The organism is Rhizobium sp. NFR12, from assembly GCF_900108545.1.
In the GTDB taxonomy this organism is placed as follows: domain Bacteria; phylum Pseudomonadota; class Alphaproteobacteria; order Rhizobiales; family Rhizobiaceae; genus Neorhizobium; species Neorhizobium soli.
In genome coordinates, this window is record NZ_FNWM01000004.1 from 233,542 (window position 1) to 246,784 (window position 13,243).

General features: G+C 62.8%; 12 protein-coding genes and 1 pseudogene. 9 read left to right on the plus strand and 4 right to left on the minus strand.

The window, feature by feature from the left end; all coding sequences use genetic code 11:
- Nucleotides 1-38: 38 nt before the first annotated feature.
- The gene (locus tag BLW69_RS17475) at nucleotides 39-1,406 is read left to right on the plus strand and encodes a hypothetical protein (RefSeq protein WP_092663783.1); all 1,368 of its coding nucleotides are present in this window, start codon (nucleotides 39-41) and stop codon (nucleotides 1,404-1,406) included.
- Nucleotides 1,393-2,178 (plus strand): COG3904 family protein, encoded by a 786-nt coding sequence (locus tag BLW69_RS17480; RefSeq protein WP_092663785.1) that lies wholly within the window; start codon nucleotides 1,393-1,395, stop codon nucleotides 2,176-2,178. Before BLW69_RS17475 ends, BLW69_RS17480 begins: the two co-directional genes overlap by 14 nt.
- Here BLW69_RS17480 and BLW69_RS17485 read toward each other — a convergent pair.
- Nucleotides 2,175-3,443 carry an MFS transporter gene (locus BLW69_RS17485; RefSeq protein ID WP_092663787.1) on the minus strand — a complete coding sequence of 423 codons (1,269 nt, stop codon included), beginning with the start codon at nucleotides 3,441-3,443 and terminating at the stop codon, nucleotides 2,175-2,177. The genes BLW69_RS17480 and BLW69_RS17485 overlap by 4 nt on opposite strands.
- Nucleotides 3,444-3,540: 97 nt before the next feature.
- On the opposite strand from BLW69_RS17485, the gene BLW69_RS17490 reads away from it, so the two are divergent.
- The gene (locus tag BLW69_RS17490) at nucleotides 3,541-4,413 is read left to right on the plus strand and encodes a LysR family transcriptional regulator (protein WP_092663789.1); all 873 of its coding nucleotides are present in this window, start codon (nucleotides 3,541-3,543) and stop codon (nucleotides 4,411-4,413) included.
- Nucleotides 4,414-4,422: 9 nt separating this feature from the next.
- On the opposite strand, the pseudogene BLW69_RS17495 reads toward BLW69_RS17490, so the two are convergent.
- Nucleotides 4,423-4,785 (minus strand): annotated as a pseudogene (locus tag BLW69_RS17495) (glyoxalase superfamily protein); the annotation flags it as partial.
- Nucleotides 4,786-4,931: 146 nt separating this feature from the next.
- On the opposite strand from BLW69_RS17495, the gene coaBC reads away from it, so the two are divergent.
- Entirely contained in the window at nucleotides 4,932-6,137 is a 1,206-nt protein-coding gene (coaBC, locus tag BLW69_RS17500) for a bifunctional phosphopantothenoylcysteine decarboxylase/phosphopantothenate--cysteine ligase CoaBC (RefSeq protein WP_092663790.1), read from the plus strand.
- Between the two features lie 3 nt (nucleotides 6,138-6,140).
- Here the strand turns inward: coaBC and BLW69_RS17505 are convergent, their stop codons facing one another.
- Nucleotides 6,141-6,959, minus strand: a complete 819-nt coding sequence (locus BLW69_RS17505; RefSeq protein WP_092663792.1) for a class II glutamine amidotransferase — start codon at nucleotides 6,957-6,959, stop codon at nucleotides 6,141-6,143.
- Between the two features lie 192 nt (nucleotides 6,960-7,151).
- Here BLW69_RS17505 and otsB point away from each other — a divergent pair, with 192 nt between their 5' ends.
- The 4 genes from otsB (at nucleotide 7,152) to BLW69_RS17525 (ending at nucleotide 11,090) form a co-directional block, all read left to right on the plus strand.
- Nucleotides 7,152-7,949: a trehalose-phosphatase gene (gene otsB, locus BLW69_RS17510; RefSeq protein ID WP_092663794.1), complete on the plus strand. Its 798-nt coding sequence runs from the start codon at nucleotides 7,152-7,154 to the stop codon at nucleotides 7,947-7,949.
- A gap of 35 nt (nucleotides 7,950-7,984) precedes the next feature.
- Nucleotides 7,985-9,364, plus strand: a complete 1,380-nt coding sequence (gene otsA / locus BLW69_RS17515) for an alpha,alpha-trehalose-phosphate synthase (UDP-forming) (RefSeq protein ID WP_062454049.1) — start codon at nucleotides 7,985-7,987, stop codon at nucleotides 9,362-9,364.
- Between the two features lie 153 nt (nucleotides 9,365-9,517).
- Nucleotides 9,518-10,456 (plus strand): threonine/serine dehydratase, encoded by a 939-nt coding sequence (locus BLW69_RS17520; RefSeq protein WP_092664117.1) that lies wholly within the window; start codon nucleotides 9,518-9,520, stop codon nucleotides 10,454-10,456.
- A gap of 49 nt (nucleotides 10,457-10,505) precedes the next feature.
- Nucleotides 10,506-11,090, plus strand: a complete 585-nt coding sequence (locus BLW69_RS17525; protein ID WP_092663796.1) for an IMPACT family protein — start codon at nucleotides 10,506-10,508, stop codon at nucleotides 11,088-11,090.
- A gap of 2 nt (nucleotides 11,091-11,092) precedes the next feature.
- Here the strand turns inward: BLW69_RS17525 and BLW69_RS17530 are convergent, their stop codons facing one another.
- Nucleotides 11,093-12,673, minus strand: a complete 1,581-nt coding sequence (locus BLW69_RS17530; RefSeq protein ID WP_092663798.1) for a peptide chain release factor 3 — start codon at nucleotides 12,671-12,673, stop codon at nucleotides 11,093-11,095.
- 90 nt (nucleotides 12,674-12,763) lie between these two features.
- Here BLW69_RS17530 and dut point away from each other — a divergent pair, with 90 nt between their 5' ends.
- The gene (gene dut / locus BLW69_RS17535; RefSeq protein WP_062578793.1) at nucleotides 12,764-13,234 is read left to right on the plus strand and encodes a dUTP diphosphatase; all 471 of its coding nucleotides are present in this window, start codon (nucleotides 12,764-12,766) and stop codon (nucleotides 13,232-13,234) included.
- Nucleotides 13,235-13,243: the final 9 nt, after the last annotated feature.

Below are 13,243 nucleotides of genomic sequence, written 5' to 3' on the forward strand. Positions count from 1 at the left end.
TTTCGCGTGCCCCCCAGGTGGCCATTTGGAGTTTGCCCATGGCGCTTGGCGCTTCCCGACGGCTGCAGGATGGCGTCGTTGCCGTCGAAACGATGACGCGCTTTGCGCTGGCAGTGCTGGCGCTGGCATCGGGCGTCTATACCTATCTCGGTGCCCGCACCATTCTCGACGGGTCGCCCACGGCGGTGTTCTTCGCCGCGATCATTTATTCGGTGTCGGTGTCGGTCGGCATTTATGCCTTCTGGTCCTACATGGCGCGGTTCTATCCGCATATCACCTCGCGCACGGGGCGAACGGCGATGCTGGCGGTGATGGCCGCGGGTGCAGCGATGATCATGGCGATGTCGAGTTGGCTGAACGCCGCAGCACTTGCCGGTTCGTCCGCCGTCGAACAGCACCTTTCCGAAACCGTGGAAGCCTACACGGCCGATCTCGACCGTGCCCACCAGAATGCGATTGCCGCGCAGAGCCTGCTGCCGGATATCCAGCGTGCCGGTGAACGGTTCTCGCAGCTTGCCGGTGTCGAGCGCCAGTCCGGCTCGCTGACCGGCACCACCGGCTCAGGCAGCGTGGTGCAGTTGCTCACCCAGATGTCGGCCCAGATGAAATCGCTGGAAGGCAATATCAACGGGTCGCGCGAACAGGTGGCCGATCTTTTCGAACAGGGCCAGAAGCGGCTGGAGGCGATGCGCGGGCTGGTCTCGGCACCGGGCGACATCGGACCCCGCGCCGACCAGTTCTCGACCGAGGCCGTGGCGCTGACGGGCGTCGTGTCCTCGCTGTCGCAGACCTCGATCGCGCCGTCGATCCGTCGTGCGGCAGACGATCTGGCGATCGGCTTTATCGCGCCTGTGCCGGATGGGGCAGCGCCCGACCTCGTCAACCGCCAGAACCAGGTGATGGAGACGGTGAAGGCTTCGGTGAGCGCGCAATCCAAGGCGCTGGCCAAGGCTGCCGACGAAATCCTGTCGCGGCCGACTGTGGGAGAACGGCGCTTCGTGCCGCTTTCGCCGGCAGGCGCCGTTCTGGAATATGCCGGCGACTTTATTCCCGCCTGGGCCGGCGCGATCTCCATCGACCTTCTGCCGGGTGTGATGGTGTTCATCCTGGCCGTCGTGCATGGCGCGATCCGGAGACAGGAGGACCCGCTTCCGTTTGCCGAACGCATTACAGCTGCCGAGCTTTTGCAGGCGCTCGAAGTCCAGCGCGCCGTCAGTGCCAGCGGCATGAGCGTGGAACAGGCGACCGCGGCCATGGAAAAGCCCGAGACATCGCAGGAGGATGCCCGATTGGCCGAGCTGAAGGCGGACGAGGTGAAGGCCGACGAGGTGAAGGCCGACGAGAATACCAATATCCGCAGTCTCGATCCGAAAACGCGCCGGGACCGCAGCCATGAGGATCGGTAAGGCAATCCGCCGGCTCGACGACGGTGTCATCCTGCGCGGCGTCTTTTATCTCATGCTCGGCATTTCCGGCATTTTCCTCGTGACCGACATTCGCGAGATCGCGACCGCAAAGCCCGAGAGCCCGGGTTACGATCCGATGCGCGAGACGGATCCCGTTCTGCCGCCGGCGCTGACCGAGGGCCGCCCGGCGGCACCGCCCGTGGAGCCCTCGAGCCCGGCAGACGTGCTGCGCAAGGCGATGACCTTCAACCTGACAACGGGTGGCATTCTGAAGGCTGAAGGAGCGATCGAGCCGGGTGCTGCCGAGCGCTTTGCGACCGAGATCGAAGCCCGCGGCGAATATGTGAAGACGGTGTCGCTCAACTCGCCCGGCGGCTCGGTCGGCGACGCGATCGCCATGTCGAAGCTGATCCGCGAGAAGAAGCTGGCCACGCTTGTGGTGACCAAGGGGCTCTGTGCTTCCTCCTGCCCTATCGTGTTTGCCGGCGGTGTCACGCGGGTGGCCCAAAAGGATGCGGTGATCGGCGTGCACCAGGTGTTCAACGGCGGCCGCAACCGGCCGAGCGCCGACGAGGCGATGTCCGGCGCCCAGGCGACGACCGCACGCGTGACGCGACATCTGGAGGAGATGGGGATCGGCTCCGGCCTCTGGCTGCACGCACTGGAGACCCCGCCGGACCGGCTGTACTATCTGACGCCGAAGGAAATGACGGATTTCAAACTGACGACCTCGCCGGCTCCCGCCGTCAACGCGTCCGCCAAGAAGAGCTAGCTTCGCTGCGTGATACTGCGCGACAGCAGTGCTGCCGCGAGGGCGAGCGCCAGCATCGTGCCGGTAAAGGCCGATACGGCCCACCAGCCATCGGCGCTCCAGAAGTGGCCGCCCACCGAGCCGGCGACGCTTGAGCCCAGATAATATCCCAGAAGATAGAGCGAGGAGGCATGGCCCTTGGTGCCTTTCGCCATGCGGCCGACCAAAGCGCTTGCCACCGAATGGGCGATGAAGAAGCCGGAGGTGAGCAGCACGATGCCGAGAATGATCAGCGGCAGCGGCGAGGTGAGTGTGATGACGACGCCTGTAAATGCCAGGACGATGCCGGTGAGCATGACGGCGAAATGGCCGAAGCGATCTCCGAGGAGACCGGCGGCCCAGGACGCGACGATGCCGAACAGATAGACTGTGAAGATGAGGCCGAGCTCCGTCTGATCGAGGCTGTAGGGTGCGTCCACCAGCCGGAAGCCGATGTAATTGTAGATGGTGACGAATGCGCCCATCAGCAGGAAGCCGATGGCAAATAGCAGTGCCAGGGCCGCATGGTTCAGGTGGCCGAGCCAGGCATCGACATGATAGCGCAGGCTGGATTTGCGCGGCACGAAGTTGCGCGATGGCGGCAGGAGAACGAGAAAGCCGATGGCGGCGACGATGCCGAGCGCGCCCATGCCGACAAGCGCCAGACGCCAGGAGAAATATTCGGCCAGAACCCCGGTGACGACACGCCCAGCCATGCCGCCAAAGGCGTTGCCGGCGATATAGAGGCCCATCGCGGCGCCAAGACCTTTCGGATCGACTTCCTCCGACAGATAGGCCATCGCGACCGCCGGAACGCCGCCAAGCAACAGGCCTTCCAGCGCACGAATGATCAGAAGCAGGTTCCAGTTGGGCATGGCGGCGCAGGCGATGGTGCAGATCGAGGCGCCGAGCAGGGACACGAACATCAGGCTGCGGCGGCCGAACCGCTCCGACACGGCGGCGGCGCAAAAGATGGCGACCGCCAGAAAGCCCGTCGACAGCGACAGGGACAGCGAGCTTGCCGCCGGACTGACGCCGAAATCACGCGCGAAGATCGGCATCAGCGGCTGGACGCAGTAGAGCAGCGCAAAGGTTGAAAAGCCCGACATGAAGAAGGCGAGACTTGCCCTCCGATAGGCCGGCGTGCCGCGGACGAGATAGAGCTTCTCCCCCTCCCCCGCTTCTGCAAGAGCTTGACCGTTCGGTGCCGCGGGCAGATCGGCGTTCAGGGATGCGGAGGCGGGCATGGGGAATTCGACCTTTCAGATCCATCAAAGGTAGCCAGTCGGTTCCCATTAATCCAATATATAGCGCAGGCGTTCTCTATAGGTTTTACAGATACCGATGGAGCTGAGGCATATCCGTTATTTCCTCGCTGTCGCCGAGGAGGAGAATTTCACGCGGGCTGCGGCACGGCTTGGTATTGGTCAGCCGCCGCTCAGCCAGCAGATCCGCGATCTCGAAAACGAGATCGGGGCAGCGCTTTTCCACCGGGTGCCGCATGGTGCGGAATTGACTGCGGCCGGGGCAGCGTTTCTGCCCGAAGCGCGGGCTTCGCTTGCGGCCGCAGAGGCTGCGAAACTTTCTGCCCGCCGTGCCGCGCGCGGCGAGACAGGCAAGCTGGCGCTGGGCTTTACCGCGTCTGCGGCCTTCAACCCGGTCGTGACGGGCGCTATCCGGCGTTTCCGGAGCGAGTGGCCGGGCGTTGCGCTGTCGCTGGCGGAAATGAACAGCAACTGGCTGATCGAGAAACTGGAACGCGGCGAGATCGACGCCGCCTTTATCCGTCCCGGCTTGGAAGACCCGAAGGCGGTGCGGCTGAAACGTCTGGCGGACGAGCCGATGCTGATCGCACTGCCGGCGCACCACGAGCTTGCGACCTTAAGCACCGTGCCGATAGCAGCGCTTGCGGGAGAACCCTTCGTGCTGTTTCCGCGCACGGTGGGTCTCAGCCTGTTCGACGATATCCTGAGCGCCTGCCGCGATGCCGGGTTCGAGCTCAACGTCACGCAGGAAGCGCCGCAGATCCCGTCCGTGGTTAATCTGGTTGCGGCAGGGCTGGGCGTCTCGATCGTGCCGGGCTCGATCACGAAAATTGCCATTGAGGGCGTGGTGTACCGACCGATCGAGGGGCCGGGACCGGTGGCGCGGCTGGCGATCGCCGTCATGAAAGCACAGCGTTCCCCGATCGCGCTCAACCTGTTCGAACTGGTCTAGGCCGACCGGTTAGCCTTTGATCTCGCGTTCGCAGAAGGTGATGCGGTTGCTGAACGGATCCGTCACCGAAACCTCCAGCCCCCAGGGCGCCTGATGCAGCCCCGGCCGCATATATGGATAGTCCTTGGCATTGAGTTCATCGTGGAGCGCTGCAGCACCGGTGATGGGGACAAACACGCGGGCACCCGGCGAGGCATCGCCCGCATGTTCGGACAGATGCATCAGCATGCCGCTGCGCGATATCTGGCAATAGAGCGGTGCGTCGGGAGCGAACCGATGCTCCCAGTCGACGGTGAAGCTTAAGAACCCGCAATAGAACTCCATCGCCTTGCCGACGTCGAAAATGCGGAAGATCGGGACGGCCGGCTGGATCAGGGTCTGGCTTGGGGCAGGTTCGACCGACTTGAAATCATTCATTGCGACCGCCGTTCATCGGAGTTTCACCACTCTTGCTGCAGGACGATTGCATGTTCAAGAACAAAACCCTAGCTTCCGGTCACTTCGAAAGCGGGCGGGCTATGGAACTCAAAGACAAGCGTATCCTTCTCATCATCTCCGGCGGGATTGCGGCCTACAAGAGCCTCGACCTGATCCGGCGGCTGCGCGAACGCGGGGCCTCGGTGCGGCCGGTCATGACCAGGGCCGCCCAGGAATTCGTGACGCCGCTTGCCGTCGGGGCTTTGTCGGGCGGGCATGTCTATACGGAGATTTTTTCGCGCGAGGACGAGCAGGATGTCGGCCATATCCGGCTGGCGCGCGACGCGGACCTCGTGATCGTTGCACCCGCCAGTGCCGACCTGATGGCGAAGATGGCCCACGGAATGGCGGACGACCTGGCAAGCGCCGTGCTTCTGGCAACCGATCTTCCCGTGCTGGTGGCGCCTGCCATGAACCCGAAAATGTGGGCGGCTCCTCCGACGAAACGCAATGCCGAGACACTGAAAGCGGACGGCATCCATATGATCGGACCGATGGTTGGCGAGATGGCGGAAAGCAACGAGGCCGGCGCCGGCCGGATGGCAGAGCCGCTTCAGATCGTTGCCGCGGCGATTGCGCTGCTTGATGCTTCGCCGAAACCGCTGGCCGGCAAGACCGCCATCGTGACCTCCGGCCCCACCCATGAGCCGATCGATCCGGTGCGCTACATCGCCAACCGCTCATCCGGCCGTCAGGGCCATGCGATTGCTGCGGCGCTGGCGAAACTCGGTGCCGATGTGACACTCGTTTCAGGCCCGGTGACAATCCCCGATCCCGATGGCGTCACGACGCTGCATGTGGAGACGGCGGCCGAGATGCTCGAAGCCGTGACAAGCCATCTTCCCGCCGATATCGCCGTCATGGTGGCGGCCGTCGCCGACTGGCGGGTGGCTTCCTCCGCCGACCAGAAGATCAAGAAAATGCCGGGCGAAGCACCGGCTCCGCTGATGCTGACCGAAAACCCCGACATCCTCAAGACCGTTGGGCATCACGACAAGCGCCCCAGACTTGTCGTCGGTTTCGCCGCCGAGACGCAGAATGTGGACGAAAACGGGCGATCGAAGCTTCAGCGCAAGGGTGCAGACCTGATTGTTGCAAACGACGTCTCTCCTCAGACCGGCGTCATGGGCGGCATGCGCAATCAGGTGAAGATCATCAGCGAGACCGCGATCGATGCGTGGCCCGATCTCGGCAAGGACGAGGTTGCGATGCGGCTGGCCGAGCTGATAGCGGCCCGGCTCGCATGAGGATCACGCGGCCTTCGACAGCGCCTGCGGCTGGAAGAGCAACGCCTGCATGCCATCCGGGCAGACCTTGACGGCGCTGCCATCTGGAATTTCCACCCAGGTATCGGCCTCGTCGTTCAAAGGTTCCGACACCAGGCAGTAACCGGTCTTTGATCCATCCGCATCCGACCCCTTCCCTGTCATCGGTGCGGCATAAAGTGTCGGTGGCTTGTGATCCGTGGCATATCGCACCGCATAAAGCTGGCGGCCGTTGGAAAAGCAGGCGGTGAAGCGGACGAGTGCCGAGCCGAGCCGTTCCATCGAGATGTCTTCGACGGCGGCGATCGCCTTTTCCATTGCGCCCAAGGGATCGGCATCCATGCCGAACTGCAGCGCCAGCAGGAAGAGAAGCTCGGAATCGGTCGATCCGGTCCGGGCCGAGAACAGTTCGTCCGATAACAGGCTTTCGAGCGGCCGGCGGATCGCTTCGAAGCTCGCGACCTGGCCGTTGTGCATGAAGGACCAGTGGCCATGCACGAAGGGGTGACAGTTGTCGCGCCGTGTTGCGCCCGTCGTTGCGGCGCGGACATGGGCAAGAAACAGTGGCGAGCGGATCTGCCGTGCGATACTGCGCAGATTGCAGTCGGACCAGGCCGGAAGAATGTCCCTGTAGCGGCCAGGCTCTGGTCTGTCTCCATACCAGGCGATGCCGAAACCATCGCCATTGGTGGCGGTCTTTGCGCGTGTGGCACAGTGGGATTGCTCGATCAGGGAATGGGCGGGCGAAGAGACCAGTTCTTCCAGATAAAGCGGTTCGCCCCGATAAGCTGCCCAACGACACATTTGTCTTTCTGCTCCACTCTGTCTGCTTGCAACGCACACAACCGCCGAAAATCAAGCGTCTCGAAATAGGGTTAATGAAACATGAATTACCGGCCGAGATGACAGTTTTGTGGCCCCTTCCCCATCACGTTTTGCAACGCAATGTTGCCTCAGCCTGTTGTCGCGGCGGCTTCAAAGCCTAAATGAAGCTGCATGGTTGATGATACGAAATCGAGCGCGGACGCGCATGCCGGCACATCTGACGGCACCGACATTCTGCACGAAGTGCTGAACCAGCCCGGGAAATGGGCAGTTTTCTTCGATATCGACGGTACGCTGATCGACATCGCGGAGACGCCTGACGGCATCGTCGTGCCTGACGATCTGGCCGAGAACCTCACCCGTCTTTCCGCAAAACTCGGCGGCGCCGTGGCGCTGGTGACCGGCCGGGCACTGCCCTATGCGGACCAGCTGTTCAAGCCGCATGTTTTTCCGATCGCCGGCCTGCACGGAGCCGAAAGGCGGTCGATGTCGGGCGCGATCGAGCGCGTGACGCCGGGGCCGGACTTTGAGGCGCTGAAAGCAAGCCTTGCCGAGGAAGCAGCAGCCTGGCCGGGCGTTCTTGTCGAGGACAAGGGGCTGGCCGTGGCTGCCCACTACCGACAGGCGCCGACATTCAAGGGGCAAGTCGAGGCGGCGATGGAACGCTATCGCGAGCGGGCAGGATCCGACTTCACTCTGCAGCGGGGCAAGATGGTGGTGGAAATCCGCCCTGCCCGCGCCAGCAAGGGCGATGCGCTGCGGGCTTTTCTCAGCGAAGAGCCATTTGCCGGCCGGTTGCCGATCGCGATCGGTGACGATGTAACTGATGAGGCGATGTTCAGGGTTGCCAACAAGCTGGGCGGCCACTCGATCCGTATTTCCGATATCGCGGCAGACACCGTCGCGTCGGCAACATTGGGATCGGCCGCCGAACTGCGCGCGTTGATCGCCAAGCTTGCCGCAGCCTGAACTGATTTGAGAATGCATTTTCGAAAGGAAATATCGTGAGCCGTCTAGTGGTCGTATCGAACCGCGTCACCGTTCCGGACAAGACCGGTGCGGCACCTGCCGGCGGCCTTGCCGTAGCCCTGCAGGCAGCCCTTGAGGAACGCGGCGGCATCTGGATGGGTTGGTCCGGCAATTCCAGCGGCAACGAGGAACCCGGCCCGCTCGAGATGCAGGAGCATGGCGCGATCACCTATGCGCTAACCGATCTCACCGACACCGACGTCGAGGAATATTACCACGGCTTTGCCAACCGGGTGCTCTGGCCGATCTGCCACTACCGGATGGACTTGGCCGAATACGGTCGTAAGGAAATGGCCGGCTATTTCCGGGTGAACCGCTTCTTTGCGCAGAAGCTTGCGCCGCTTCTCAAGGAAGACGACATCATCTGGGTGCATGACTACCACCTGATCCCGCTGGCAGCCGAACTTCGCCAGATGGGCTTCAAGAACAAGATCGGCTTCTTCCTGCATATCCCGTGGCCACCAGCCGACGTGCTGTTCACCATGCCGGTTCATGAGCAGATCATGCGCGGTCTTTCGCAGTATGACCTGGTCGGTTTCCAGACGGATTTCGATCTGGACAATTTCGGCGGCGGGCTGGTGCGCGAAGGGATCGGCGAGCGGATCGACGGCGGCAAGAAGTTCTCGACCTTCGGGCGCACCTTCAAGGGCGGCGCTTACTCGATTTCGATCGAGACCGAGATCTTTTCCAAATTCGCGATCAAGGCCGAAAAGAACGCGATGGTGCGCAAGGCGCGCCAGAGCGTCGAGGGCAAGGACCTCATCATCGGCGTCGACCGCCTGGATTATTCCAAGGGCATTACGCAGCGTATCGACGCCTTCGAGCAGTTTGTCGCCACCAACCCGGATCACCACAACAAGGTGACCTATCTGCAGATCACGCCGAAATCGCGCTCGGAAGTGCCGGAGTATGAGCAGATGCAGCGCATGGTGGCCGAACAGGCGGGCCGCGTGAACGGGGCGATCGGCACCGTCGACTGGGTGCCGATCCGCTATATCAACAGATCGGTACCGCGCCCGGTGCTTGCCGGTCTTTACCGGCTGGCGAAGATCGGCCTGGTAACGCCGCTGCGCGACGGGATGAACCTTGTTGCCAAGGAATATGTGGCGGCGCAGGATCCGGAAGATCCGGGCGTGCTGGTGCTTTCACGCTTTGCCGGAGCGGCCCGCGAGCTGCGCGGCGCGCTTCTGGTCAACCCTTACGACATCGAGGGAACGGCGCATGCCATCGCGCGTGGGCTCAGCATGCCGCTCGACGAGCGCAAGCAGCGCTGGCAGATGATGATGGACCACCTGCTGACCTACGACATCAATCGCTGGTGCGACGACTTCCTCAAGGACCTTATCGAGGACTGAGTATCCGCTGGAGCTGCCCCGCAATGCCGGGCGGCTTCAACTTACCTCGAGCGAGGCGGATTGACCGGCCGCCGCCAATGCGCTGAATAGATCCCATTGCCTTTTCATCATTTCGCGACCTGCGGATTGATGCCAATTCATTTCGAGGTCTTCATGCCGGTCGCAGTCACAGCAGAACATATTGCCGAAGCCGAAACCCTGATCCGTCCGCATATCCGCCGCACCCCGACGATGCGGGTAGACATGCAGGATTTCGGGGCCGAACCATGCCAAGTCGATCTCAAGCTCGAGCAGTTGCAGCATTCCGGTTCGTTCAAGGTCCGCGGCGCCTTTACCAATCTTCTTGGCCGCGAGGTGCAGGCGGCGGGTGTGGTTGCGGCATCCGGCGGGAATCACGGGGCAGCGGTTGCCTATGCGGCCCGCAAACTCGGTGTGCCCGCGCATATCTTTGTGCCAAGCGTCGCCTCCAAGGCGAAGATCGATCTTATCCGCTCCTACGGCGCAGAGCTCGTGATCGGCGGCGACCGCTATGCGGATGCGCTTGCTGCCAGCGAGAAGTATGTCGCGCAGTCCGGGGCGATGGCCGTGCATGCGTTCGACCAGGCGGAAACGCTGGCGGGACAAGGCACGCTCGGCAAGGAAATCGAGGAAGACCTGCCGCATATCACGACGTTGCTGGTGGCTGTCGGCGGCGGCGGACTGATCGGCGGTATCGCATCCTGGATGCGCGGCCGGGTGAAGATCGTCGCCGTCGAATCCGACCGCGCGCCGACGCTTTACGACGCCTTCAAGGCAGGCCGTCCCGTGGATGCGCCGGCCGGCGGTATCGCGGCCGACTCGCTTGCGCCAAGGCAGGTCGGGCAGCTGATGTTTCCGGTGGCCCAGGCATTCATCGAGCCGCCGGTCCTCGTGACCGACGAGGACATTCTGAACGCGCAGAAGGTGCTCTGGTCTGGCGCGCGGCTGGTGACCGAGCCGGGTGGTGCGGCGGCGTTTGCGGCTGTCTTGTCCGGCAAATACCGTCCACATCCGGGTGAGCGCGTCTGCGTGCTGGTCTGCGGATCGAACACGACGGCCGTCGATTTCGGTTGAGCGTGCGCCACACTTCCCTTCGGGATGCGGCAGCGATAATGCTGAGACCATGTTTCAGCTAGAACAGCCGGCCACATTCGAGCAGGTCATCAAGAAAAGCCGCTTTCTGGCGATCGCGCTTCCCGTGGTAAGCGAGGGGGAAGCGAAAGACGCCATTGCTGGGCATAGCGTTGCCGATGCCACTCACAACTGCTGGGCCTGGCGGATTGGATCAGCCTATCGATTTTCCGATGACGGCGAGCCGAGCGGGACGGCGGGCAAGCCGATCCTTGCGGCCATGGACGGCCAGTCGCTGGACAAGGCTGTCGTCATCGTGATCCGCTGGTTCGGCGGCATTCTGCTCGGTAGCGGTGGTCTGGTGCGCGCCTATGGCGGCACGGCTGCCGCCTGTCTGAGGGCGGCCCCGCTCATCGAAGTCAAACCGTCGGTGCTGGGTGCCGTCAGCATCGAGTTTTCCGACCTTGCACGAACGAAAGCCAGGCTGCAGTCGATCGAGGACGTGAAGATCACCGAGGAAGTGTTCACGGATACGGGCGCCGAGCTGCGGATCCAGATACCGGAAGCCGACCAGGACGTCATTTCAAGGCTGATCTCCGACCTCACCAGCGGCAGGTCGGAGCTATCGCTGGATTGAAATCACGCCGCCTTGGCGACGTGATATTCCTTGATGGCCACCATCTTGATGGCGGGGAAGCGTTCGGACTCGTAGCGCAGCGAAAACGAGTCCTGCGCCAGGAAGACCGGATCGCCGTCGAGATCGCGGGCGATGTCGCCGCGCTTGACGGTCAGGAACTTCTCAAGCTCCACCGGCTGATCCGACGAGATCCAGCGGCAGACGGAGAAGCGGGACATTTCGAACGAGACCGGCAGCGTATATTCTCCCAACAGCCGCTCTTTGAGAACGTCGAGCTGCAGCGCGCCGACGACGCCGACGATGGCAGGCGATCCGTCTTCCGGGGAAAACAGCTGCACGACGCCTTCTTCTGCCATCTGCTGCAAGGCTTCCTTCAGCTTCTTCGCCTTCATCGCATCTTCCAGACGCACGCGGCGCAGGATTTCCGGCGAGAAGTTCGGAACGCCCTGGAAGACGAGATTTTCGCCTTCCGTCAGCGTATCGCCGATACGAAGCGTGCCGTGGTTGGGGATGCCGACGACATCACCGGCAAAGGCGGTATCGGCGATGTGACGCTGCGAGGCGAAGAAGAACTGCGGCGCCGTGAGGCCCATCTGCTTGCCGGTCCGCGCCAGCCTTGCCTTCATGCCACGCTCCAGCTTGCCTGAGCAGATACGCGCAAAGGCGATACGGTCGCGATGGTTCGGATCCATGTTGGCCTGGATCTTGAAGACGAAGGCCGTCATCTTGTCTTCGCTTGCATGCACGGTGCGGATATCGGCGACCTGGTCACGCGGCGGCGGCGCGAAATCGGCCAATGCGGTGATCAGATCCCGGACGCCGAGATTGCGCAGCGCCGAGCCGAAGAAGACCGGCGTCAGGTGACCTTCGAGAAAGGCCTTCCTGTCAAACGGGCGACAGGCTTCCCGCGCCAGTTCGACTTCCTCGACGAAGGCCGCACGCTCGTTTTCCGGCAGACGGTCGGCGACGGCCTGGGGTCCGTTGACCGAGATCGCGTCCTCGCTGTCTGGACCGCGCACACGGTTATCGGCCAGGTGGTAGGTTCCGCAGAAGCTCTTGGAACGACCGATCGGCCAGGTGATGGGGGCCGTATCCAGCGCCAGCTTTTCCTCGACCTCGTCGAGCACTTCGAAAATGTCGCGGCTTTCACGGTCCATCTTGTTGATGAAGGTGATGATCGGAATGTCGCGCATGCGGCAGACTTCGAACAGCTTCAGCGTGCGCGGTTCGATGCCCTTGGCGGCATCGATGACCATGATCGCCGCATCCACCGCCGTCAGCGTGCGATAGGTATCGTCCGCGAAGTCTTCGTGGCCGGGCGTATCGAGAATGTTGAACACCTTGTCGGCATATTCGAACGTCATCACCGACGTCACGACCGAGATGCCGCGTTCGCGTTCGATCTTCATCCAGTCGGACCGCGTCTGGATGCGATCCTTCTTGGCCTTGACCTCACCGGCGAGCTGGATGGCGCCCCCGAACAGAAGCAGCTTTTCCGTCAGCGTTGTCTTGCCCGCGTCCGGATGCGCAATAATCGCGAATGTGCGGCGGCGGGAGACCGCCTCTGCAATGGTTTCGGCCATCTTTTATATCCTGTGAATTGCCGCGGTATCTAGCGACTAAAGCCCGCCATTGCAATTGACCTGCCGCGCTGCGGCGCAAAGTAATGGGCAATGATCATTCAAGCCCCCGCCTCACCCGTCCTCAATGTCCTGCGTCTGCCCCATGGCCAGGATCTGGATCTGCCCGCCTACGAGACATCGGGCGCTGCCGGGATGGACCTGCGTGCCGCCGTGACCGATGGCGAGCCGCTGACCATCGCACCCGGCAAGCGCGCCCTGGTGCCGACCGGTCTCGTGTTCGAGATCCCCGCCGGGTTCGAGGTGCAGATCCGCCCGCGTTCAGGGCTTGCGTTCAAGAACGGCATCACCTGCCTCAACACCCCCGGCACGATCGACAGTGACTACCGCGGTGAAGTGAAGGTTTTGCTGATCAATCTGGGCGACGAGGACTTCGCTATTACCCGCGGCATGCGGATCGCACAGATGGTGATCGCGCCCGTGACCCAGGCGCGGATCGTCGAAGTGACCGAGGCAAGTGCCACGGCACGCGGCGCCGGCGGGTTCGGATCCACCGGCGTCTGAACTCCGTCG

Coding starts and splice junctions, on each gene's coding strand:
- BLW69_RS17475 (WP_092663783.1), top strand. CDS start 39: ATGGCGCTTGGCGCTTCCCGACGGCTGCAGGATGGCGTCGTTGCCGTC.
- BLW69_RS17480 (WP_092663785.1), top strand. CDS start 1,393: ATGAGGATCGGTAAGGCAATCCGCCGGCTCGACGACGGTGTCATCCTG.
- BLW69_RS17485 (WP_092663787.1), bottom strand. CDS start 3,443: ATGCCCGCCTCCGCATCCCTGAACGCCGATCTGCCCGCGGCACCGAAC.
- BLW69_RS17490 (WP_092663789.1), top strand. CDS start 3,541: ATGGAGCTGAGGCATATCCGTTATTTCCTCGCTGTCGCCGAGGAGGAG.
- coaBC (WP_092663790.1), top strand. CDS start 4,932: ATGGAACTCAAAGACAAGCGTATCCTTCTCATCATCTCCGGCGGGATT.
- BLW69_RS17505 (WP_092663792.1), bottom strand. CDS start 6,959: ATGTGTCGTTGGGCAGCTTATCGGGGCGAACCGCTTTATCTGGAAGAA.
- otsB (WP_092663794.1), top strand. CDS start 7,152: ATGGTTGATGATACGAAATCGAGCGCGGACGCGCATGCCGGCACATCT.
- BLW69_RS17520 (WP_092664117.1), top strand. CDS start 9,518: ATGCCGGTCGCAGTCACAGCAGAACATATTGCCGAAGCCGAAACCCTG.
- BLW69_RS17525 (WP_092663796.1), top strand. CDS start 10,506: ATGTTTCAGCTAGAACAGCCGGCCACATTCGAGCAGGTCATCAAGAAA.
- BLW69_RS17530 (WP_092663798.1), bottom strand. CDS start 12,673: ATGGCCGAAACCATTGCAGAGGCGGTCTCCCGCCGCCGCACATTCGCG.
- dut (WP_062578793.1), top strand. CDS start 12,764: ATGATCATTCAAGCCCCCGCCTCACCCGTCCTCAATGTCCTGCGTCTG.